Origin of the sequence: Desulfuromonas sp. DDH964 (genome assembly GCF_001611275.1) — a bacterium.
In the GTDB taxonomy this organism is placed as follows: Bacteria; Desulfobacterota; Desulfuromonadia; order Desulfuromonadales; family DDH964; genus DDH964.
In genome coordinates, this window is record NZ_CP015080.1 from 557552 (window position 1) to 576592 (window position 19041).

The window sequence follows — 19041 nt, forward strand, 5'->3', positions numbered from 1 at the left end:
GACAGGATGCCTGTGCCAGGAAGGATAGCAACTGCCCCCTTCCTGTCAATCCTTGTAACGGCCGGCCTTTAGCGGTGGTAAAGACTGAACCGGCCCCTTTTTATTATCGCTAATTTTTTCCCCGTAGTTTAGACTCCCAGGCATGAGTACCCAGGCCCTGCTCCTCATCCTCTTCTCGGCGCTGATGCACGCCCTGTGGAACCTGCTGGTCAAGCGCAGCGGGGACAAGACGGTCTTTATCTGGTGGATGTTCCTCGCCTCGGGGAGCCTCTTTACCCTCCTTCTCCCCCTTCTCCCCGGACCGATGCCACGGCCCGACCTGCGCATCCTGCTGCTGGCGGGCGGGGGGGGCGCCTGTTTCGTCGCCTACCATCTCTTCACCGGCCGCGCCTACCGCAGCGGCGATCTTTCCCTCACCTATCCGCTGGCGCAGACGGCGATTCTCTACGTTCCGCTCTGGGGAGTCCTGCTGCTGGGGGAGAAACTGACCCCCCTCGGCAGCGCCGGAATTCTGCTGATCGTCGCCGGCGCCTGGTGCGTGCAATTGCAGCGGCTCTCCTTCGACGAGGCCTTGCGGCCGCTGCGCAATCTGGGGCAGCCGGCCGTTCAGGCGGCCCTCCTCGCCGGTTTTACCTACTCGGTGGGAGCGGTCATCGACAAGACCGGGGTGATGGCGTTTTCCCCGCTCTACTTCACCTACCTGCTGGTGGTCTGGATGTTCCTGCTGATGAGCGCCAATTTGCTGCGCCGCCGTTACCGCGGCCGGGTGCTGGCGGAGTGGCGACTCAGCCGGCCGCTGATCCTCGCCTCGGGCCCGGTGATGATGAGCTCTTTTCTCAGCTTCCGTTACGGCCTCAAACTGGCGCCGATGAGTTACGCGGTGCCGGTGCGCCAGGTCAGCCTTCTCTTCGGTGTCCTGCTCGGCACTCTGCTGCTCGGCGAACGCTATGGCCGCATCCGTTTTTTTGCCGCCGGCCTGATCCTGATCGGGGTTTCCCTGGTGCGTCTGGGGTAGTATAGTGCGAGACCAGAGCGATGGGCGACGAGCGACGAGCGATGGGCGATGGGCGACGAGCGACGAGCGATGGGCGATGGGCGATGGGCGATGGGCGATGAGCTGCGCGGGGTGATTCTATGAAAAGTCTTGCCAATTTTTTCTTCGAAGTCGGGATGCTCAAGCGCACCCCGCGCACCGGATTCCAGTTTCTCGGTTCCGGCGCCCAGTCGGTGGCGGAGCACTCCTTTCGCACCGCGATCATCGGCTACACCCTGGCGCGCATGGACGGGGCGGTCGATGTCGGCCGGGTGGTCCAGCTCTGTCTCTTTCACGATGTGCCGGAGGCGCGGATCGGCGATCTCAACTATGTCGCCAAGAAGTACGTGCAGGCCGACGAGCGCCGCGCCGTCGAGGACCTGGCGCGGACGCTCCCCTTTGGCGACGAGTACCGCGACACCTGGGAGGAATTCGCCGGCGGCGCGAGCCGCGAGGCGCAGCTCGCCCACGATGCCGATCAGCTCGAAATGATCCTTGCCCTCAAGGAGTACAAGGATGTCGGTAATCAGTACGCCGACGAGTGGTATCCCTTTTCGGTGCGGCGCCTGCGCACCGACCTGGCGCGCCGCCTGGCCGAGACGATCTGGATGACCGATTCGAGCCGCTGGTGGTTCGATGACGACAGCGAATGGTGGGTGACGGGAAAGCCGCGGGAGGAGGGCGGGGAATGATCCCTCCCGCTGACCGGCAAGGGGGGCAAGGGAGGGCTTGACGCGGCCTGCAAGAAGTGATAGAAAATCCACCTTTGCGAGACGTTACCGGGCCGATCGGCCCTTACCGGAGCCCCCATGCTCGACCTCAAGTACCTGCGCGACAACCTGGATGACGCCGAACGTCGGCTGACGACCCGCGGCGGCACCCTCGATCTCTCGGGGTTTCGCGGCCTCGACGCCCGCCGCCGTGAACTGCTGAGTGAATCCGAGAATCTCAAGGCGGAGAAGAACCGGGTCTCCCAGCTCATCGGCCAGACCCGGGACAAGAGCCAGGTGCAGGGTGAAATCGTCCGCATGAAGGAGGTTTCGGCCCGGATCAAGACCCTCGACGACGAACTCAAGGGAGTCGAGGCACAACTGGAAGAGTTGTTGCTGACCCTCCCCAACCTTCCCCACGAGGAGTGCCCCGCCGGCAGCGACGAAACCATGAACCGCGAGATCCGGCGCTGGGGTGAACCGCGCCACTTCGACTTCCCGCCCCAGGCCCATTGGGACCTGGGCGAGCAGTTGCAGATTCTCGACTTCGAACGCGCCGGCAAACTCACCGGAGCGCGCTTTTCCCTGGCGCGCGGCGCCGGTGCGCGGCTGGAGCGGGCCCTGATCAACTTCATGCTCGACCGCCACACGGCCGGGGATAAATATATTGAAATTTTGCCCCCCTTCATGGTAAACAGGGAATCCATGACGGGGACCGGGCAGCTCCCCAAGTTTGAAGACGATCTTTTCCACGTTGAAGGTCCGGACTATTTCCTGATCCCGACCGCGGAAGTTCCGGTGACCAACATTCACCGCGGCGAAATTCTCGCCGGATCGCAGCTGCCGATCAGCTATACCGCCTATACGCCCTGCTTCCGCAAGGAGGCCGGCTCCTACGGCAAGGACACCCGCGGTCTGATCCGTCAGCATCAGTTCAACAAGGTCGAGCTGGTCAAGTTTGTCCGGCCCGAAGAGTCCGACGCCGAACTGCAGAAGCTCCTCGCCGATGCCGAGTCGATCCTGCAGGCGCTGGAACTGCCGTACCGGGTCGTGGACCTTTGCACCGGGGATCTTGGCTTCTCCGCCGCCCGGACCTTCGATATCGAGGTCTGGTTGCCGCCCCAAAAGACCTACCGGGAGATCAGCTCCTGTTCCAACTTCCGGGAATTCCAGGCGCGGCGGGCGTCGATTCGTTTCCGTCGCGACGAGGGGAGCCGTCCCGAGTTCGTGCACACGCTCAACGGTTCGGGCCTGGCCGTCGGCCGGACCCTGGTGGCAATCCTTGAGAATTACCAGCAGGCCGATGGCTCGGTGCTGGTGCCCACGGTGCTGCAGCCCTACATGGGCGGGCTGGAGCGGATTTCGGGCTAGGATGGTTGCTGCGGAGGAGTGGCCGAGCGGTTTAAGGCGGCGGTCTTGAAAACCGTTGATCGAAAGATCCGTGGGTTCGAATCCTACCTCCTCCGCCAAATATAGCCGCTCTATCGGGCGTGAGCCGGTGGCAGGAACGCACCACGACAATTTAATAGCAAGTCTGCGGAGAGGTGGCCGAGTCGGTCGAAGGCGCTCGCCTGCTAAGCGAGTGTACGGGCAAAACCTGTACCGAGGGTTCGAATCCCTCCCTCTCCGCCATATTTTATTTCGGTCACCGCCGGTTCCTCTGGCAAGGAAGAATTTTTGATGTCCCGACCGTTTCGCCTGCTGCTCCCCCTCCTGCTGATTCTGGCGCTTCTCCTTTTCGGCTGCAGCCCGCAGGAGGAGCAGCCCGCGAAGCAGGCAAAGACGGCCAAGACGTCGTCGCGGGTGGTGGTCCCCGAATCGGTCCAGGGGAAATGGAAAGCGGTCAAGATTGCCGTGCTCGACAAGGAGACCCAGAAGGAGGTCACCTATACGGTCGATATCGGTGCGGCCTTCAAGGTGGGGGGCGGCAACCTGCAGGTCAAGGTGGAGAACTTCCTGCCGGCTTTCGTGATGGACGGGACGACCATGACCTCCGCGTCCAACCTGACCAGGAATCCTGCCGCCCAGATCGTTATCAACGAGGACGGCAAAGAGTTATACCGGGGCTGGCTCTTCAGCCTCTATCCCGCCACCCACGCTTACCAGCATCCCCGGTACAGTTTTTCCCTGGTCGACTTCGTCCCGGCCAAGGCAAAAAAAGGTTGACAAACGAAGGGATTTGCGCGATAAGGTTCCCTTCCCATGCGCGCCACTAGCTCAGCTGGATAGAGCGTCTGACTACGGATCAGAAGGCCGGGAGTTCGAATCTCTCGTGGCGCGCCATTTTACATCATGCCCGTGAATCTTGCCGACCAACAAGACAGGGGCTTTATGCACGAGGCCCTGGTGGAGGCCGCAGCCGCTCGCCGGCTGGGCGAGGTTCCCATCGGGGCCGTCGTCGTTCAGGATGGGCGGATCATCGCCCGCGGCCACAACCTGCGCGAGACCAGCAACGACCCGACCACCCACGCTGAAATGGTCGCCATCCGCCAGGCCGCCGCCCGGCTCGACTCCTGGCGACTCCTCGACTGCACACTCTATGTCACGCTCGAGCCGTGTGTGATGTGCATGGGGGCGATCATCCTGGCGCGGATACCGCGGCTGGTTTACGGTTGCCGCGACCCGCGGGTCGGCGCCGCCGGTTCGATCTACGATCTTTCCAGCGACGAGCGCTTCAACCATCGGGTCAGTGTCACCGAGGGGGTGCTCGGCGCGGAGTGCAGCGCGACCCTCAGCGAGTTCTTTCGCGAGCTGCGGGAAAAAAAACGCAAACCGGCGATGCCGGATTGATGCAAAGACAACGACTGTGCGGGTTCACTCTTGCGGAGGGGTGTCCGAGAGGTCGAAGGTGACAGACTCGAAATCTGTTGTACCGCAAGGTACCGTGGGTTCGAATCCCACCCCCTCCGCCATAACAAAATCAAGGGCTTAGCCGTTCCTGGCTAGGCCCTTGATTTTGTTATGGCGGGCATCTTTTTGATTTTGGAGGTGATTTCTTGAAAGCCACTTAAATGTAATTTATAGTGCGCGTATTGCGAACCAGGAAATACAATGACGTACCAGTATGAGCAATTGGAAACAAGCCTTGCGTCTGCTCAATGGCCGTCTGGATATAGCGGGCGCCCCGACTTTCAACTTGGTTGTTTGCGGTGGGACAGCCTTGGTGGCCACCGAGATGGTCATGCGTGCCACCCGAGATGGCGATGTCGTCGCGCTGGCAGATGATGAAGGGAAGCTGATTGATCCTGCGCCCCTGCCGGGCGCCTTGGCTCTGGCGGCAAGTGAGGTGGCGGAGGACCTGGGGGTACCGAAGGATTGGTGGAACAATGGTCCCAGCAGCGGAGAGGGAGGGCTTTTCCGTCTCGGTCTCCCGCATGGGTTTGCAGATCGCTTGACCTGGAAGAAGTTCGGAGACAAGTTGACGGTTGCCTTCATTGACCAGATCTATTTCAAGCTATATGCCGCCGTTAATCAATTTGGCAGTTATCATGCGACCGACCTCCAGTTAAAATGCGAAACCTCTCCCAGCCCTTCCCGAGTGAGGGCATCCCTGCGCTGCTATTGAGATTGTGTGCCCTGCTGGGAGTGAATCTGCGTTGTGAGATTCTCTGTCTGCTCGGCTCTGTCGACGAGATCCACCCCTCACTGATAGCCAAACTGATTGGCCAGAATCCCCGCTCGACCCAGAATGTGTTGGTGGAAATGGTTCGTTCCGGAGTGGTGCAAGTGCGGACCAGCTCCCGGGAAAAGATCTATTCCCTATCCCCAGGGTGCTCGACCGGTTGTAATTGAACCGATCCTGTTCCAATTTCTGGCCTCGGCATATCGACAGCAGAAATGAAACTCCGCCCTCTGTCGGCCAATTAGGAAATGAGCGTTACGGTTGCGGCGATCCAGTTTCGCAATCAGCAGCGTAGCTTTTCTTGCTTGGCATTACTCAAGAGCCGCGTTGAGCCTAGGCCGGTCAGAGTTCTTCCCGCTTTCTACTTCGATGAACTCTTTGAGCAGGACACTGTCTCTCCCGTGCGAAAGAAGACATCGCCATTGGCCAGATCATCCCCTTAGTGTAGAAAGAAACCCCCAGCGTCGCTGCGCTCCGACGGGTGGATGTTTTGCCTCGGAACTGCTGGATTATTTCGTCGGAATAAGCATTTGGGTTATAGGACCGTTGTATTATGGAAACAGGATCTCCGATGGGCTAGAATTTCACGCCCTCCTTTCGGCCTTGCCCAGCGCCCTCCCGGCAAGCACCAAAGCAGCTAGCAGAGATACTAGATTACGGCAGTCGGATGGGCGCTGGTCGAGCAGTATGGTTGAGACGCAATCATGAAGAAACCAAAGAGAAAAAGGACTGCAGCCGAAAAGGCCGCGAGAAGGCGGCGGCGGGAGGAGTACATGACCATCTTCATTGGCGGGAAGCAGAAACGCGTCAAGCGGCCGCCCACCGTCGATGGCATGGATGTCGATGAGTTCATCCGCAGGAATGCCGACCCCGTATGGCTGCATCAGAATGAGATGTGGGAGGTGCTCCACGAGCGCGAAATGGCCGAAGAGATTGGGGCGCCCGAAGCCTTCGAGAATGTGGATCCGGATGACATTCCGTTCTGATGTCGTCCGCCAGTGAAAAAGAAAAAAGGAAGTGTAGAATGACCAAAACCGGACGCAATGAATCCTGCCCCTGCGGCAGCGGCAAAAAATACAAGAAATGCTGCCTGGACAAGGATGAAGCCGTCAGGCGCGACGAGCGAGAGGCGCTTGGATCTGTTCCTATGGCACCCGATGATGATTTACAGGTCGAGCCCGAAGAGGAGGCCGTCGATCCCTATATGGCCAAGCTTTATGCCCGGTTTGAAGCGGCCGGTTTTGATGAGCGCCTCACCATGCTCCGCGAGGTGCTGCACGAGCAGCAAGGCATTGAGGATGATGTGTTCGATCTTGTCGCGCTGCTGCAGCAATCGGCCACCGGCGAGGAGTCGCGCCCGGAGGTTAACCGCTGTCTCGGCGCGTTGCGTCGGCAGCGCGCCGACTGTTGGGAACAGAATATGGGTTATTTCGTCAACTATTTTCTGATCAACGCCTTGGCCCTGAACGACACCAGCGAAATCGGTGAATATTTTCTGCAGGCATCCCGGCAGCCCGACCGGCACATCGATGTCTACTGCAGCACCATCGATCTGCTCGCCTATCATGGTCAGCACAAGGTTTTGACCGAGGGGCTGCGCTTGGCCTTGCCTTTGGTCGAGAAGGCCGAGGGTTTGATGTCCTGGGTTGCGGGGGATATTGCCTCGCGGCTGATCGATTGCGAGGTCCTGGCCTGGGTGGAAGCTGGTGCGACCGAGGCGGATTTCAACGCTCTACGGTTGGTCGTGGAGGAGATCCTGCCGGAGATCGATGTCGAGAACCTGCGGACTTATGCCGAGCACCTGGCCGGGCGGCGGAGGGTCTCGGCGGAGGCCCTGCTGGATGAGAAGAATTGTCTCGATCTTGAGCGGCTCTCCTTTCTGACGGCCTCTTTTACCGGCTACCTGAACCGGGTGCATGGTGTTCCCTGGATCACCGGTCTGCTGGCCGGGCGGGAAATCTACCATTACCTATCCAGACGGGAGGCCGGCGAGTTGAAGGCCCCCAAACGTTCTCGCTTTGGCGGGAGGTTTAGGGGCCCGAAACCGCCAACGAAGGGGACGGCACACCCTCTATGTCCTGACCCGGACACCCTGGACCGCTTTATTGCAAACCAGTTGCACCTGTTTTGCAACGCGTACCATGCTGTTGCCGTTTTGGCGCAGCATCTGCCGGCCTGGAACGATTTTCTCGAAGAGCGGGAAGTGGAAGAGTTGGACAAGTCCCGCGGGGGATTGCGGCCCCTGGCTACTTTGATCGAGACGCTGGTCCGGGTCCTTGAAAAGGGTTCAGGCGATCCCGCACTGGCACCTGCGGTGCGGCAAGCGTGGGCAGGGATCGTTTGAGCAGGGTATTCGAAGCCCTCGCCGAAGGGGAGATTCGTTCGCGTGTCCTACGACACCTTCGAAGAAGCCTTTCTGTTTGTTGGCAGCGCTCCATCTTTTGAGCAACATGAAGCAATTTCAGATGAGGTTTTATGAGCATTATCGGTCGCAACGAGCCTTGTCCCTGCGGCAGTGGCAAAAAATACAAGAAATGCTGCCTGGACAAGGACGGGCAGTTCGCCGCCCGGCAGCGCGAGCAGATGAGTGCGACGCCCCGGGCGCTGGACTGGCTGGAGCAACACTATCCGGAAGAGATTGCCGAAGCGGTACGGATTGACTATTTCGGAGACCCGGAGCAGGTGAATTTGCACGCCTTGAGCGCACTGTCGCCGCATTTTCAGGAGATGCTGCAGGTCAACATCGGCGAGTGGACGTTGGCCGATGCTCGGATCGAGGTCAAGGGAAAGAGGGTGCCGGTACGCGAGCTGCTGCTCGGTCCCGGCGGTCCGCTCCTCCCCGCGGCCGGCAAGGATTGGCTGCGGCGGCTGGGCGAACGGCGTCTGAGTCTCTACGAGGTGCGGGAGGCGAAGGCGGGAGAAGGGCTGCTGCTGGTCGATCTGCTGCTCCCGGATGAGCCGGCGGTCTGGGTCGATGAGCGCGGGGCGTCCCGATCCCTGGTGCGCTGGGACGTGTTTGGCGCGCGGCTGGTGCGACAGGAGAGCGGTTGGGTCCTCTCCGGGGCGGCCTATCCCTTTGTCCGCGCTGAGGGGCTGACCTGCAGGGATAAAATTCTGCGGGAGATGGCGGGGGAGGATCGGGATTCGGAAACCGCCCGCGAAGTGGTCGGCGGGCTGATCACTCTCCACTGGCTCGACTCCCTGACCACGGAGCGGCCGCTGCCCCAGGTGGTAGACGCTTCTACCGGCGAGCCGATCCTGGCGACGACCGACCGTTATGTCGTGAAAGACCGGGCGGCCCTGACCGCGGCCCTGGCGGCGCAGCCCGACGTCGAGGGAGGCGCTGCCGAAGGGTGGACCCGCTTCACGGAGCTGGATGATGAGCGGCGCAGGGCGCGAGCCTCGTTGACATTGGCAAAGCCGGAAACCCTGACGGTCTTCTGCCGCACCCTGAAACTGGCCGACGAAGCCCGCGCCTGGCTGGAGAGGATCGCCGGGAATGCACTGCGTCACCAGAGTCGGGAAGTGGTTGATCCGCGCTCCCCCAAGGCGATGGCCGCGGCCTCCGAGCGGCCCCAGCCGCAAATTCCGCCGGAAGCCATGACGGCCATGGTGCACGACTATTTGCGAAAGTTCTACGCCAATTGGACCGAGGAGAAGATCCCGGCCCTGGGCGACAAGACCCCGCGTCAGGCAATCCGTTCGGCCAAGGGGCGCCAGGCGGTGATCGAGCTCCTCAAGTCCTACGAGCTGCAGGAGGCCCGCCGGGTCCGCGACCAGAGGGGCGAGCCCTTCGATTTCGGCTTCCTCTGGGAGCGGCTCGGCCTCAAACGGGATGCCGATTGACAACGCCGGAATGACCTCATGCAGCTCGATCTCTTCTGCGACAACCGCCGGACCATCCGTCTCAACGAAGCGGGCGATCTGCTGCACGCCCTGCGCCTGGAGGAAGCCCTCGCTATCTATGGGGAACTGCTGGCAGATGCGCCGGAGGACATCGAAATTCTCACATTGCAGGGCCTGGTTGCGGGGTGGCGTGAGAGGCTTTTGCGCTTTTATGCTGAACCTGCCGGGAGCGAAAGGCTCCACCAGCTTTGGCAGGAGCTGACGCCGCAAACGCCTGCAGCGATCGCCGCCGGCCTGCGTGAGCTGCTGGTCACTGACCTGTCGAAGCTCCCATCCCCCGAGTTGATCTACATCCCCCCGCGATTCCATATCGGCACCCTGTTGCTGGCCGTCGGCAGGTTCGCTGAAGCCGAGTGCTGGCTCGCCCGCGCCCTGGAAGTCGGAATCGGCGAGCGGAGGCGCTTTCTGGCTTGGCGCGGTGATGCCATGACCAAACTGGGCGATCCGGACCGGGCCATGAGCGTCTTCCTCGCCGCCTTTCTCGAAGGTCCGCATGAAGTGGATCTGTCGATGCTGCAAAACCCGCAGATGCACGACCTGCTCCTGTCGCTGGAAAGCGAGGACCACGACATCGGAGCGGCGGATCTGCCGGCCTGGCTGCCGGTCTGGGGCTGGTTGCAGGGAGTCTTCGGTCTGCCGCTGAAGGAGCCGGCGGCCGACCGCGCCGCTTTCGTCGATGCCCTGGAAGCGGCGCACTCCTTCCGGAGCCTGCCGGCGGCGCGGCTCTGGTTCGAGGATTTGCGCTATGCCGAGTACCTGCGCACCACTTTTCGCGACGACCGGGAGCTGGTGCGGGTGCGGCGGCGAATGCGGCAGTTGAACGGATTCATGTTCGAGCGGTACATGGAGAGGATGCGGGGCGCTGGTCGATCTGCTGTGCCGTGAAGATCCTGTTTCCATGTGCCAGGCCATGAAAGAAGGTCTGCTCAGGACGATCCCTGTTAAGGATTGCCATCCGGCAGCATCGGCCGGAGCGTAGGCAGGTCGGGCCACATCAAGTCCTTGTCTTCTGCGGTTGAGGGGCTGTTCGCCGGACCGGCAAAAGTGAGTTGACAAGCCCCGGCAAAACGGGTAGAAATGCCGCTTTCGGGCACCCAGAAAAATCTTTACACGTCCCCACCCCTGATGTATCCTACCCAACCTGCGGAGAGGTGACCGAGAGGCCGAAGGTGCATGATTGGAAATCATGTGTACTGCAAGGTACCGGGGGTTCGAATCCCCCCCTCTCCGCCAGTTTTACATTTCCCCCAACGGTATTGATTGCCGACAGAAGTGACAGCCGGGTCCCGCGCAACGGACGGTCGTGAACCCCGTCAGGCCCGGAAGGGAGCAGCGGTAATGGCCTCAGCCGTGTGCCGCGGGGGTGCCTGGCTGTCACTTGTGCCGGCAATTTTTATTTGCCTTCCGATCTTCCCCATTGCCTACCACGGAGACTCCTTGCATGTCGTACCTGGTACTGGCCCGCAAGTGGCGCCCGCAGACCTTCGATGACCTGATCGGCCAGGAACACGTCAGCCAGACCCTTGGCAACGCCATCCGCAGCGGCCGGGTCCACCACGCCTTCCTCTTCACCGGTGCCCGCGGCGTCGGCAAGACCTCTGCCGCCCGCATCCTCGCCAAGGCGCTGAACTGCGAGGAGGGGCTCTCCGCCACCCCCTGCAACGTCTGCCCGAGCTGCCAGGAGATCATCGCCGGCCAGGGGATCGACGTCTTTGAAATCGACGGCGCCTCCAATACCGGGGTCGACGACGTGCGGGAGCTACGTGACAATATCCGCTATCTCCCATCGCGGTCGCGCTTCAAGATTTTTATCATCGATGAAGTCCATATGCTCTCCATTAACGCCTTCAACGCCCTGCTGAAGACCCTGGAGGAGCCCCCCGCCCACGCCAAATTCATTTTCGCCACCACCGAGCCGCACAAGATTCCGGTCACCATTCTCTCCCGCTGCCAGCGCTTCGATTTCCGCAAGATCCCGCTGCCGCAGGTCGCCTCCCGGCTGCGGGAAATCGTCGCCGCCGAGCAGATCGAAATCTCCGACCGCGCCCTGGCGCTCGTAGCCCGCCGCGGCGAGGGGAGCATGCGCGATGCGCTCTCGACCCTTGATCAGGTGATCGCCTTCTGCGGCGAACAGGTGGCCGACGACGATGTGCAGGGGTTGCTCGGCATGGTGGACCGCCGGCTGCTTTTCGATGCGGCCGAAGGGGCGTTGCGCCGCGACAGCCGCCAGGTCCTCGAAGCGGTGCGCCGGGTCGACAACCAGGGGTACTCCTTCCGCCAGTTCTGCCAGGAACTGGTCGAACTCTACCGCGCGCTGGTCCTGGTCAAGGTGGTCGAGGAACCGGGTGAATTACTTGATGCCACGGGGGACGAGCTCCATGAACTCCGCGAGTTGGCCCAGCTCGGCAGCCTCGAAGATCATCAGCGGGCCTTGACCCTGCTGCTGCGGACCGAGGTGGAGCTTCCCGCCTCCGGCTTCCCGCGCCTGGTCCTGGAGATGGCCCTGGTCCGTCTCGCCAATCTGACCCCGGCCCGCGATGTCGCCACCCTGGTGCGCAAGCTCGAGGAGCTGGAACGACGGCTGGCAACGGGGGGACTCCCGGCGGCCAAGCCGGCCCCGGTAACCACCGCCGTCCCTTCCGTTTCTCCGCCAGCCCGGGAAGACGGGGCCGGGGAGGGGCTTCCCGGAAAAAAGGCCCCGGCCCCGACCGCTCCCCCCCGCGGGGATAGGAGCTGGCCGGGGCTGGTCGAGTTCGTCAAGGCGCGGCGCCGGCCGGTGATTGCAGCGATCCTGGAACAGGCCAGTCTCCTCACCCTCGAGCTGCCGCTGGTGCAGATTGGCCTGCCCAAGGGCTCTTTTTCCCTGACCCAGCTCGAAGATCGCGACTATTTCGACGCCCTGACCGAGCTGGCGGCGGAGTATTTCGGCAGCGAAGTACGGCTCAAGGTGGCGACGGTTGACGCTGCCAGTGGCCAGGCCCCGCCTTCGCTCGCCGCCGAGCGTCAGGCCCGGGAATCGGACCGCAAGCGGCGCTTGCGCGAGGATGCTCTGGCCCATCCGCTGGTCAAGGCCGCCGAGGAGATCTTCGGCGCCCAGGTGGAGGAGGTCCGGCCCATCGACAAGGGTTTTGTCTGAAGCGCGGCGGCATCCCGCCGTCGCCGCCAGTTCCGGTGCCTGCCCGTTGCGGCAAGGTGCCAGGTCTGATCCTTAGCGGGCGCCGTGCCGGCGCCATTCCACACTACTCGGGAGGTTGTACCAATGTCCAAAGGTCTCGGCAACATTATGAAGCAGGCCCAGATGATGCAGCAGAAGATGGCCCGGATGCAGGAAGAACTTGGCGCGCGCGAGGTCGAAGCGAGTGCCGGCGGCGGCATGGTGACCGCAGTCGTCAACGGCAAGCAGCAGCTGCTGTCGCTGCACATCGAGAAGAGCGTGGTCGATCCGGACGATGTGGAGATGCTCCAGGACTTGGTGGTCGCCGCCGTCAACGAGGCGATCAAGCAGAGCCAGGAGATGATGCAGCAGGAGATGGGCAAAATCACCGGTGGCATGAATATCCCCGGGCTCTTCTAGGCGGGGGATGGCCGGGGCGATCGGTGTATACAATAAAACCTTGATTCGCTCTTTGAAACTGTGGTATTGCTTTTTTGTGGTCTGACCAATTTTGGCGCTTTTTTTAGGAACAGTATAAGATTCCTGCGACTTATTTGATGCCCTTAAAATAATAGAACGACTTTTTAAAAAATGGATTTTTCCTTGTCATCATGCTAGACTCCATCCCGTCTTTTGCCCGTCTGGTGGCGGAGCTTGCCAAATTCCCGGGGGTCGGCCAGAAGACGGCGAGCCGCCTTGCCTTCTTCCTGCTGCGCCAGCCGCAGACGGAGGCGGAAGCGTTGGCGGCAGCTATCTGTGACCTCAAGGCAAAAATTCGTTTCTGCTCGGTCTGCAACCATATCACCGAGACCGACCCGTGCTCTCTGTGCACTGACCCGGGCCGGGATGAGCGCCTGTTGTGCGTGGTCGAGGAGCCGCAGGATCTGATCGCCATTGAGCGCAGCCGCTCCTTTCGCGGCCGCTATCATGTCCTGCATGGGGCGCTGTCGCCCCTCGATGGTGTCGGGCCGGAGGAGCTGCGCATCGCCGGTCTGCTGGAACGGATCGGTCGGGGTGGGGTCGAGGAGTTGCTGGTTGCCACCAACTTCAGTGTCGAAGGGGAGGCAACGGCGCTCTATCTCGCCCGGCTGGTGCGGCCGCTCGGAGTCCGGGTGACGCGTCTCGCCTATGGCATCCCCATGGGGAGCGATCTTGAATATGTCGACGAAGCGACGGTGCACAGGGCCGTCGAAGGGCGCCGGGATCTATAGCCGCGGTTGGCAGCAGCCGTCGCCCGGATACCGTATTGATAACGGAACCAGCAGCAATGCCACGTTAAAAGGAGGAGTTCATGTCGCGTAAGAAAGTTTGTATTGACGGCAATACCGCAGCGGCGCATGTCGCCCATGCGACCAACGAGGTGATCGCCATCTATCCGATCACCCCGTCCTCGGTCATGGGGGAGATTTCCGACGCCAAGAGTGCTGTCGGCCAGAAGAATATCTGGGGCACGATCCCCAAGGTCGTCGAGATGCAGTCGGAGGGCGGCGCCGCCGGCGCGGTTCACGGCGCACTCCAGGCTGGTGCCCTGACCACCACCTTTACCGCCTCCCAGGGCCTGCTGCTGATGATTCCGAACATGTACAAGATCGCCGGGGAGCTGACCCCGACCGTCTTCCATGTTTCGGCCCGCGCCATCGCCGCCCAGGCGTTGTCGATTTTCGGCGATCATTCCGACGTCATGGCCTGCCGCCAGACCGGCTGGACCATGTTCTGCTCCAACAACGTCCAGGAGGTCATGGACTTCGCCCTGATCGCCCAGGCGAACACCCTCGCGTCGCGGGTGCCGGTGCTCCATTACTTCGATGGCTTCCGGACCTCCCACGAGGTGCAGAAGGTTGAAGAGCTGAGCATGCAGGACATGAAGAGCATGATCGATGACGATCTGGTCTCCGCCCATCGCGCTCGCGCCCTCTCGCCGGACCACCCGGTGCTGCGTGGCACCGCCCAGAATCCCGACGTCTATTTCCACGGCCGCGAGACGGTCAATACCTATTACGACAAGGTGCCCGGCATTCTGCAGGGACAGATGGACAAGTTCGCCAAGCTCACCGGCCGCCAGTACAAGCTGGCCGACTATGTCGGCCATCCCCAGGCCGAGCGGGTCGTGGTGCTGATGGGTTCGGGCTGCGAGGCGATGGAAGAGCTGATCCTCCATCTCGTCGCCCAGGGGGAAAAGGTCGGCATGATCAAGATCCGCCTCTTCCTCCCGTTTCCGACCGAGCAGTTCTGCAAGGCCCTGCCGGCGAGCGTCAAGAAGATCACCGTCCTCGACCGCACCAAGGAGCCGGGTTCCATCGGTGAGCCGCTCTACCAGGCGGTGCGTACCGCCATCGGCGAAGGGATGGTCGACGGCTTCACCAGCTTCCAGGGGTATCCGAGCATCGTCGGCGGCCGCTACGGCCTCGGCTCCTTCGAGTTCAACGCCGGCATGTGCAAGGCGGTGCTCGACAACATGCTCCTCGACAAGCCGATGAACCATTTCATCGTCGGTTTCAACGATGACGTCACCGGCAAGAGCCTCAAGTTCGACGCCAATTACCAGGTCCCCTTCGGCGGCTATGCCGCCATGTTCTACGGTCTCGGCTCCGACGGCACCGTCGGCGCCAACAAGAACTCGATCAAGATCATCGGCGACTGCACCGACAACCAGGTCCAGGCCTACTTCGTCTACGATTCGAAGAAAGCCGGCAGCATGACCACCTCGCACCTGCGCTTTGGCAAGCAGACGATCCGCTGCACCTATCTGCTCGACGAGGGACAGGCCGACTTCGTTGCCTGCCACAACTTCTCCTTCCTCGAGAAGTACGACATGCTGAAGAACGCCAAGCAGGGCGCGACCTTCCTGCTCAACTCCCCCTACAACAAGAATGAGGTCTGGGCGCACCTGCCGAAGATGGTGCAGCAGCAGATCATCGACAAGGGCCTCAAGTTCTACGTCATCGACGGCATTGCCCTCGGCGAGAAGCTCGGCCTCGGCGCCCGCATCAACGTCATCATGCAGACCGCCTTCTTCAAGATCTCCGGCATCATTCCGTTGGAGCAGGCGATCATCGAAATCAAGGACGCCATCGTCAAGTCCTACGGCAAGGCTGGCGAGAAGGTTCTCAACATGAACAAGCAGGCGGTCGATACCGCCCTCGAGAATATCGAGGCCGTGACCGTCCCCGCCAGCGCCGACAGCGCCATCGAAATGCAGGTCGGCAAGTGGTCCAGCTGCAGCGAGGCGGTCCAGCGCACCCTCGGCCCGATCATCGACGGTCTCGGCCACAAGCTCCCCCTGTCGGCGATGCCGGCCGACGGCACCTTCCCGACCGGCACCGCCAGCGTCGAAAAGCGCAATATCGCCGTCAACGTCCCGGTCTGGAAAGAAGACCTCTGCATCCAGTGCGGCATCTGCTCCTTCGTCTGTCCCCATGCCACCATCCGCATGAAGATCTATGACGAGGCGGCGGTCAAGGGCGCCCCGGAGACCTTCAAGTCCTGTGCAGCCAAGGGCAAGGATATGGACGGCAAGCTCTTCACCCTGCAGGTCGCGGTGGAGGACTGCACCGGCTGCGGCGCCTGCGTTTACAACTGCCCGGCGAAGAGCAAGACCGACGAGAACGTCAAGGCGATCAACATGACGCCCCAGGCGCCGCTGCGCGAAAAGGAACGGGCCAACTTCGACTTCTTCCTCGGCCTGCCCGACACAGACCCGGCCCTCTTCAACCGTGCCACCGTCAAGGGGAGCCAGCTGCTGCCGCCGATGTTCGAGTTTTCCGGCGCCTGCGCCGGCTGCGGCGAGACCCCCTTCGTCAAGCTCTGCTCGCAGCTCTTCGGCGATCGCATGGTCGTCGCCAACGCCACCGGCTGTTCCTCGATCTACGGCGGCAACCTGCCGACCACCCCCTGGGCCAAGCGCAAGGACGGCCTCGGACCGGCCTGGAGCAACTCCCTCTTCGAGGACAACGCCGAGTTCGGTTTCGGCATGCGTCTCGCTATCGACAAGACCAGCGCCTATGCCCGGGAACTCCTCGAGCGCAACAAGGAGTGTGGCTGCAAGGCCTGTGAGGGGACCCTGGAGCTCAAGCAGGCGCTCCTCGATGCCGACCAGTCGACCCAGGAAGGGATCGAAGTCCAGCGTGGCCGCGTCGCGCAGCTGAAAAAGATTCTTGCTGCCTGCACCCACGAGACCGCCAAGCCGCTCCTGGTCAACATCGACTACCTGGTGGTCAAGTCGGTCTGGATCCATGGTGGTGACGGCTGGGCCTACGACATCGGCTACGGCGGCCTTGACCATGTTCTTGCCTCCGGCGCCAATGTCAACGTGCTGGTGCTCGACACCGAGGTCTACTCCAACACCGGCGGTCAGGCCTCCAAGTCGACGCCGCTCGGCGCCGTCGCCCAGTTTGCCGCCGGCGGCAAGGCGATGCCGAAGAAGGACCTGTCGATGATTGCCATGACCTACGGCAACATCTACGTGGCCCGGGTCTCCCTGGCCAATCCGGCCCAGGTGGTCAAGGCGATGACCGAAGCCGACGCCTATCCCGGTCCTTCGCTGATTATCGCCTACAGCCACTGCATCGCCCACGGCATCGACATGACCAAGGCGGTGGACAACTGCAAGGAAGCGGTCGCCTGCGGTCACTGGCCGCTCTTCCGCTACGACCCCCGCCTGGCGGCGGAAGGGAAGAATCCCCTGCAGATGGACAGCAAGGATCCGAGCATCAGCTTTGCAGATTTCGCCAAGAACCAGAACCGCTTCCGGGTCCTGAAAAAAGCCAACCCGGAGCAGGCGGATGCGCTGATGGCGGCTTCGGCCAAGGACGTGGCAACCCGCTACGACCTCTACAAGAAGCTGGCCGAGCTGCAGGCCGACTGCGGCAAGAAGTAAGCTCTTGCGGTGACAGCTGGAGAGCTCCCGGCGGTGACGTCGGGAGCTCTACTTTTTGGTGCGCTCGGCATGCCCGGCAACCGGGCCAAATGCCTTGATAATTGGCAGGAACGATGCTATAACGGCACGGGTGTGCAATTCCTTCCAAGGAGCGACGGTATGTTCGGTCCCCAGTCCTCATCCTTCGTCATGTATGACGAAGAGTTCAAGCGCATCAACGTTGTCATCGAGAAGTTGCTGCGCGAGGCTAACGCCAAGGTCATCTTCCTGGTCGACAAGAACGGCCAGCTGATCGCGGCGACCGGCGAAACCGAGCATCTCGACACGACCAGCCTCGCTTCGCTGACCGCGGGGAATATTGCCGCTACCGGTGGTCTCGCCAAGTTGCTCGGCGAAAAAGAATTTTCCATCCTCTTCCATGAAGGGGAGAAGGACAACCTGCATATCTCCATCGTTGCCAGCCGGGTGATCCTGGTCGTCATCTTCGACCAGCGTTCCTCCCTCGGGCTGGTGCGGCTGCGGGTCAAGAAAGCGAGCGACGAACTCGCCACGATCTTTGAGGATCTGGCGAAAAAGACCGCCGAGGAGGCCAAAGGCGGACATGCCCAGAGCCCCTTCGCTGAAATCACCGACGACGATATCGATAATCTTTTCAAGTGATGGGGTAGGCGTTCATGTCTTTTATCAACTACGCCTCGCGCGAGATCAACTGCAAGATCGTCTATTACGGGCCGGGCCTCTGCGGCAAGACCACCAACCTGCAGTTCGTCTACCAGAAGACCTCTCCGGAAGCCAAGGGGAAGATGATCTCCCTCGCCACCGAAACCGAGCGGACCCTCTTCTTCGACTTCCTTCCCCTTGCCCTTGGCGAGATTCGCGGTTTCAAGACCCGCTTTCACCTCTACACCGTTCCCGGCCAGGTCTTCTACGACGCCTCGCGCAAGCTGATCCTCAAGGGGGTGGACGGGGTCGTTTTCGTCGCCGATTCCCAGGAGGAGCGGCTTGACGCCAACATCGAGAGCCTCGAAAACCTCAAGGTCAACCTGGAGGAGCAGGGCTACCAGCTCGAGAAGCTCCCCTTCGTCATGCAGTACAACAAGCGCGACCTCCCCAACGTCACCCCGGTTGAAGAGCTGCGCGCCCTGCTCAACCCGGACGGCGTTCCCGAATTCGAAGCCTGTGCCACCACCGGCGAGGGGGTCTTCGAAACCCTTAAGGCCGTGGCCAAGCTGATCCTCGTCGATCTGAAGAAGGGTGGCAGCTGAAAAGTTCTTGACAGCCCCCGGGCAATCCCTTATATTCCGTCCCTGTCATATCATTCCCCGGTAGCTCAGTCGGTAGAGCAGGTGGCTGTTAACCACCCTGTCGCTGGTTCGAATCCGGCCCGGGGAGCCAGTTATCCCCAAAAGTGGGCACTCCTTCGCGGACGCCCACTTTTGCTTTATGAACCATCCCTGTCAGTGCCGCAGAGCTCCCCCTGATCCGCAATTCCTGCCCCTCTCCTGATTCCCTCTATCCGCCGCCTCACGGCAACCAGCAGAATCAAGAATGTCCTGCCGCTGTGCCTGATGTCGGTGGGCGCCGGCTCCTTTCGACCTAACGGCTTCAGCACCGCGTCGATACCCGTTGCGTTGCAGCTCTGGCCGTCGTTCAGGGCCATCCGGCTTTTGATCAGTCCGATATTGGCATCGCGTTTTGCCAAATGTTTTTCCGGCTATTCCCATACGGGCCAAATTCAGT

General features: G+C 61.6%; 17 protein-coding genes, 6 tRNA genes and 1 other RNA gene. 23 read left to right on the forward strand and 1 reads right to left on the reverse strand.

Features of this window, described 5'->3' with window-relative positions:
- The first annotated feature begins 142 nt into the window (after window positions 1-142).
- The 23 genes from DBW_RS02605 to DBW_RS02715 all read left to right on the forward strand — a co-directional run bounded on the left by DBW_RS02605 (window position 143) and on the right by DBW_RS02715 (window position 18696).
- Window positions 143-1015: an EamA family transporter gene (locus DBW_RS02605; RefSeq protein ID WP_066723809.1), complete on the forward strand. Its 873-nt coding sequence runs from the start codon at window positions 143-145 to the stop codon at window positions 1013-1015.
- A 119-nt stretch (window positions 1016-1134) separates the two neighbouring features.
- The gene (locus DBW_RS02610) at window positions 1135-1725 is read left to right on the forward strand and encodes an HD domain-containing protein (protein WP_066723811.1); all 591 of its coding nucleotides are present in this window, start codon (window positions 1135-1137) and stop codon (window positions 1723-1725) included.
- Window positions 1726-1842: 117 nt separating this feature from the next.
- Window positions 1843-3114 (forward strand): serine--tRNA ligase, encoded by a 1272-nt coding sequence (serS, locus tag DBW_RS02615; RefSeq protein ID WP_066723813.1) that lies wholly within the window; start codon window positions 1843-1845, stop codon window positions 3112-3114.
- Window positions 3115-3126: 12 nt separating this feature from the next.
- Window positions 3127-3212, forward strand: a tRNA-Ser gene (locus tag DBW_RS02620).
- A 69-nt stretch (window positions 3213-3281) separates the two neighbouring features.
- Window positions 3282-3375: transfer RNA gene (locus DBW_RS02625), tRNA-Ser, on the forward strand.
- A gap of 48 nt (window positions 3376-3423) precedes the next feature.
- The gene (locus tag DBW_RS02630) at window positions 3424-3909 is read left to right on the forward strand and encodes a DUF2155 domain-containing protein (RefSeq protein ID WP_066723816.1); all 486 of its coding nucleotides are present in this window, start codon (window positions 3424-3426) and stop codon (window positions 3907-3909) included.
- A gap of 40 nt (window positions 3910-3949) precedes the next feature.
- A tRNA-Arg gene (locus tag DBW_RS02635) sits at window positions 3950-4026 on the forward strand.
- Window positions 4027-4035: 9 nt separating this feature from the next.
- Window positions 4036-4533 (forward strand): tRNA adenosine(34) deaminase TadA, encoded by a 498-nt coding sequence (gene tadA / locus DBW_RS02640; RefSeq protein WP_066723818.1) that lies wholly within the window; start codon window positions 4036-4038, stop codon window positions 4531-4533.
- A 34-nt stretch (window positions 4534-4567) separates the two neighbouring features.
- Window positions 4568-4655, forward strand: a tRNA-Ser gene (locus DBW_RS02645).
- A gap of 152 nt (window positions 4656-4807) precedes the next feature.
- Entirely contained in the window at window positions 4808-5308 is a 501-nt protein-coding gene (locus DBW_RS02650; protein WP_066723821.1) for a hypothetical protein, read from the forward strand.
- Window positions 5309-6138: 830 nt separating this feature from the next.
- A complete protein-coding gene (locus DBW_RS02655) occupies window positions 6139-6351 on the forward strand; it encodes a hypothetical protein (RefSeq protein ID WP_197463714.1) in 213 nt (70 codons plus the stop codon).
- A gap of 38 nt (window positions 6352-6389) precedes the next feature.
- Window positions 6390-7709 (forward strand): SEC-C metal-binding domain-containing protein, encoded by a 1320-nt coding sequence (locus DBW_RS18715; protein WP_066723827.1) that lies wholly within the window; start codon window positions 6390-6392, stop codon window positions 7707-7709.
- A gap of 131 nt (window positions 7710-7840) precedes the next feature.
- Window positions 7841-9211, forward strand: a complete 1371-nt coding sequence (locus DBW_RS02665) for an SEC-C metal-binding domain-containing protein (protein WP_066723830.1) — start codon at window positions 7841-7843, stop codon at window positions 9209-9211.
- An 18-nt stretch (window positions 9212-9229) separates the two neighbouring features.
- Window positions 9230-10156, forward strand: coding sequence for a hypothetical protein (locus DBW_RS02670; RefSeq protein ID WP_066723833.1), 927 nt, complete (start codon window positions 9230-9232; stop codon window positions 10154-10156).
- 260 nt (window positions 10157-10416) lie between these two features.
- Window positions 10417-10504, forward strand: a tRNA-Ser gene (locus DBW_RS02675).
- Between the two features lie 44 nt (window positions 10505-10548).
- Window positions 10549-10647: signal recognition particle sRNA small type (gene ffs, locus DBW_RS02680), an RNA gene on the forward strand.
- A gap of 65 nt (window positions 10648-10712) precedes the next feature.
- On the forward strand, window positions 10713-12407 hold the full coding sequence (gene dnaX, locus DBW_RS02685; RefSeq protein WP_066723836.1) for a DNA polymerase III subunit gamma/tau: 1695 nt from the start codon (window positions 10713-10715) through the stop codon (window positions 12405-12407).
- 123 nt (window positions 12408-12530) lie between these two features.
- Window positions 12531-12845, forward strand: a complete 315-nt coding sequence (locus DBW_RS02690; protein ID WP_066723839.1) for a YbaB/EbfC family nucleoid-associated protein — start codon at window positions 12531-12533, stop codon at window positions 12843-12845.
- A 191-nt stretch (window positions 12846-13036) separates the two neighbouring features.
- The gene (recR, locus tag DBW_RS02695) at window positions 13037-13636 is read left to right on the forward strand and encodes a recombination mediator RecR (protein ID WP_066723841.1); all 600 of its coding nucleotides are present in this window, start codon (window positions 13037-13039) and stop codon (window positions 13634-13636) included.
- A gap of 80 nt (window positions 13637-13716) precedes the next feature.
- Window positions 13717-17301 carry a pyruvate:ferredoxin (flavodoxin) oxidoreductase gene (gene nifJ, locus DBW_RS02700; RefSeq protein ID WP_066723843.1) on the forward strand — a complete coding sequence of 1195 codons (3585 nt, stop codon included), beginning with the start codon at window positions 13717-13719 and terminating at the stop codon, window positions 17299-17301.
- 159 nt (window positions 17302-17460) lie between these two features.
- A complete protein-coding gene (locus DBW_RS02705) occupies window positions 17461-17961 on the forward strand; it encodes a roadblock/LC7 domain-containing protein (RefSeq protein WP_066723845.1) in 501 nt (166 codons plus the stop codon).
- Between the two features lie 14 nt (window positions 17962-17975).
- Complete coding sequence (locus tag DBW_RS02710) at window positions 17976-18566, forward strand: GTP-binding protein (protein WP_066723848.1); 591 nt, start codon at window positions 17976-17978, stop codon at window positions 18564-18566.
- Between the two features lie 54 nt (window positions 18567-18620).
- A tRNA-Asn gene (locus tag DBW_RS02715) sits at window positions 18621-18696 on the forward strand.
- A 46-nt stretch (window positions 18697-18742) separates the two neighbouring features.
- Here the strand turns inward: DBW_RS02715 and DBW_RS02720 are convergent.
- Entirely contained in the window at window positions 18743-19003 is a 261-nt protein-coding gene (locus DBW_RS02720; protein WP_066723851.1) for a hypothetical protein, read from the reverse strand.
- Between the last annotated feature and the right edge of the window lie 38 nt (window positions 19004-19041).

Excerpts from the sequence above, each read along its gene's own strand:
- DBW_RS02705 (WP_066723845.1), top strand. The coding sequence starts at position 17,461 with ATGTTCGGTCCCCAGTCCTCATCCTTCGTCATGTATGACGAAGAGTTC.
- serS (WP_066723813.1), top strand. The coding sequence starts at position 1,843 with ATGCTCGACCTCAAGTACCTGCGCGACAACCTGGATGACGCCGAACGT.
- DBW_RS02655 (WP_197463714.1), top strand. The coding sequence starts at position 6,139 with ATGACCATCTTCATTGGCGGGAAGCAGAAACGCGTCAAGCGGCCGCCC.
- DBW_RS02670 (WP_066723833.1), top strand. The coding sequence starts at position 9,230 with ATGCAGCTCGATCTCTTCTGCGACAACCGCCGGACCATCCGTCTCAAC.
- recR (WP_066723841.1), top strand. The coding sequence starts at position 13,037 with ATGCTAGACTCCATCCCGTCTTTTGCCCGTCTGGTGGCGGAGCTTGCC.
- dnaX (WP_066723836.1), top strand. The coding sequence starts at position 10,713 with ATGTCGTACCTGGTACTGGCCCGCAAGTGGCGCCCGCAGACCTTCGAT.
- DBW_RS02690 (WP_066723839.1), top strand. The coding sequence starts at position 12,531 with ATGTCCAAAGGTCTCGGCAACATTATGAAGCAGGCCCAGATGATGCAG.
- DBW_RS02630 (WP_066723816.1), top strand. The coding sequence starts at position 3,424 with ATGTCCCGACCGTTTCGCCTGCTGCTCCCCCTCCTGCTGATTCTGGCG.
- DBW_RS02665 (WP_066723830.1), top strand. The coding sequence starts at position 7,841 with ATGAGCATTATCGGTCGCAACGAGCCTTGTCCCTGCGGCAGTGGCAAA.
- DBW_RS02650 (WP_066723821.1), top strand. The coding sequence starts at position 4,808 with ATGAGCAATTGGAAACAAGCCTTGCGTCTGCTCAATGGCCGTCTGGAT.
- nifJ (WP_066723843.1), top strand. The coding sequence starts at position 13,717 with ATGTCGCGTAAGAAAGTTTGTATTGACGGCAATACCGCAGCGGCGCAT.
- tadA (WP_066723818.1), top strand. The coding sequence starts at position 4,036 with ATGCCCGTGAATCTTGCCGACCAACAAGACAGGGGCTTTATGCACGAG.
- DBW_RS02710 (WP_066723848.1), top strand. The coding sequence starts at position 17,976 with ATGTCTTTTATCAACTACGCCTCGCGCGAGATCAACTGCAAGATCGTC.
- DBW_RS02605 (WP_066723809.1), top strand. The coding sequence starts at position 143 with ATGAGTACCCAGGCCCTGCTCCTCATCCTCTTCTCGGCGCTGATGCAC.
- DBW_RS18715 (WP_066723827.1), top strand. The coding sequence starts at position 6,390 with ATGACCAAAACCGGACGCAATGAATCCTGCCCCTGCGGCAGCGGCAAA.
- DBW_RS02610 (WP_066723811.1), top strand. The coding sequence starts at position 1,135 with ATGAAAAGTCTTGCCAATTTTTTCTTCGAAGTCGGGATGCTCAAGCGC.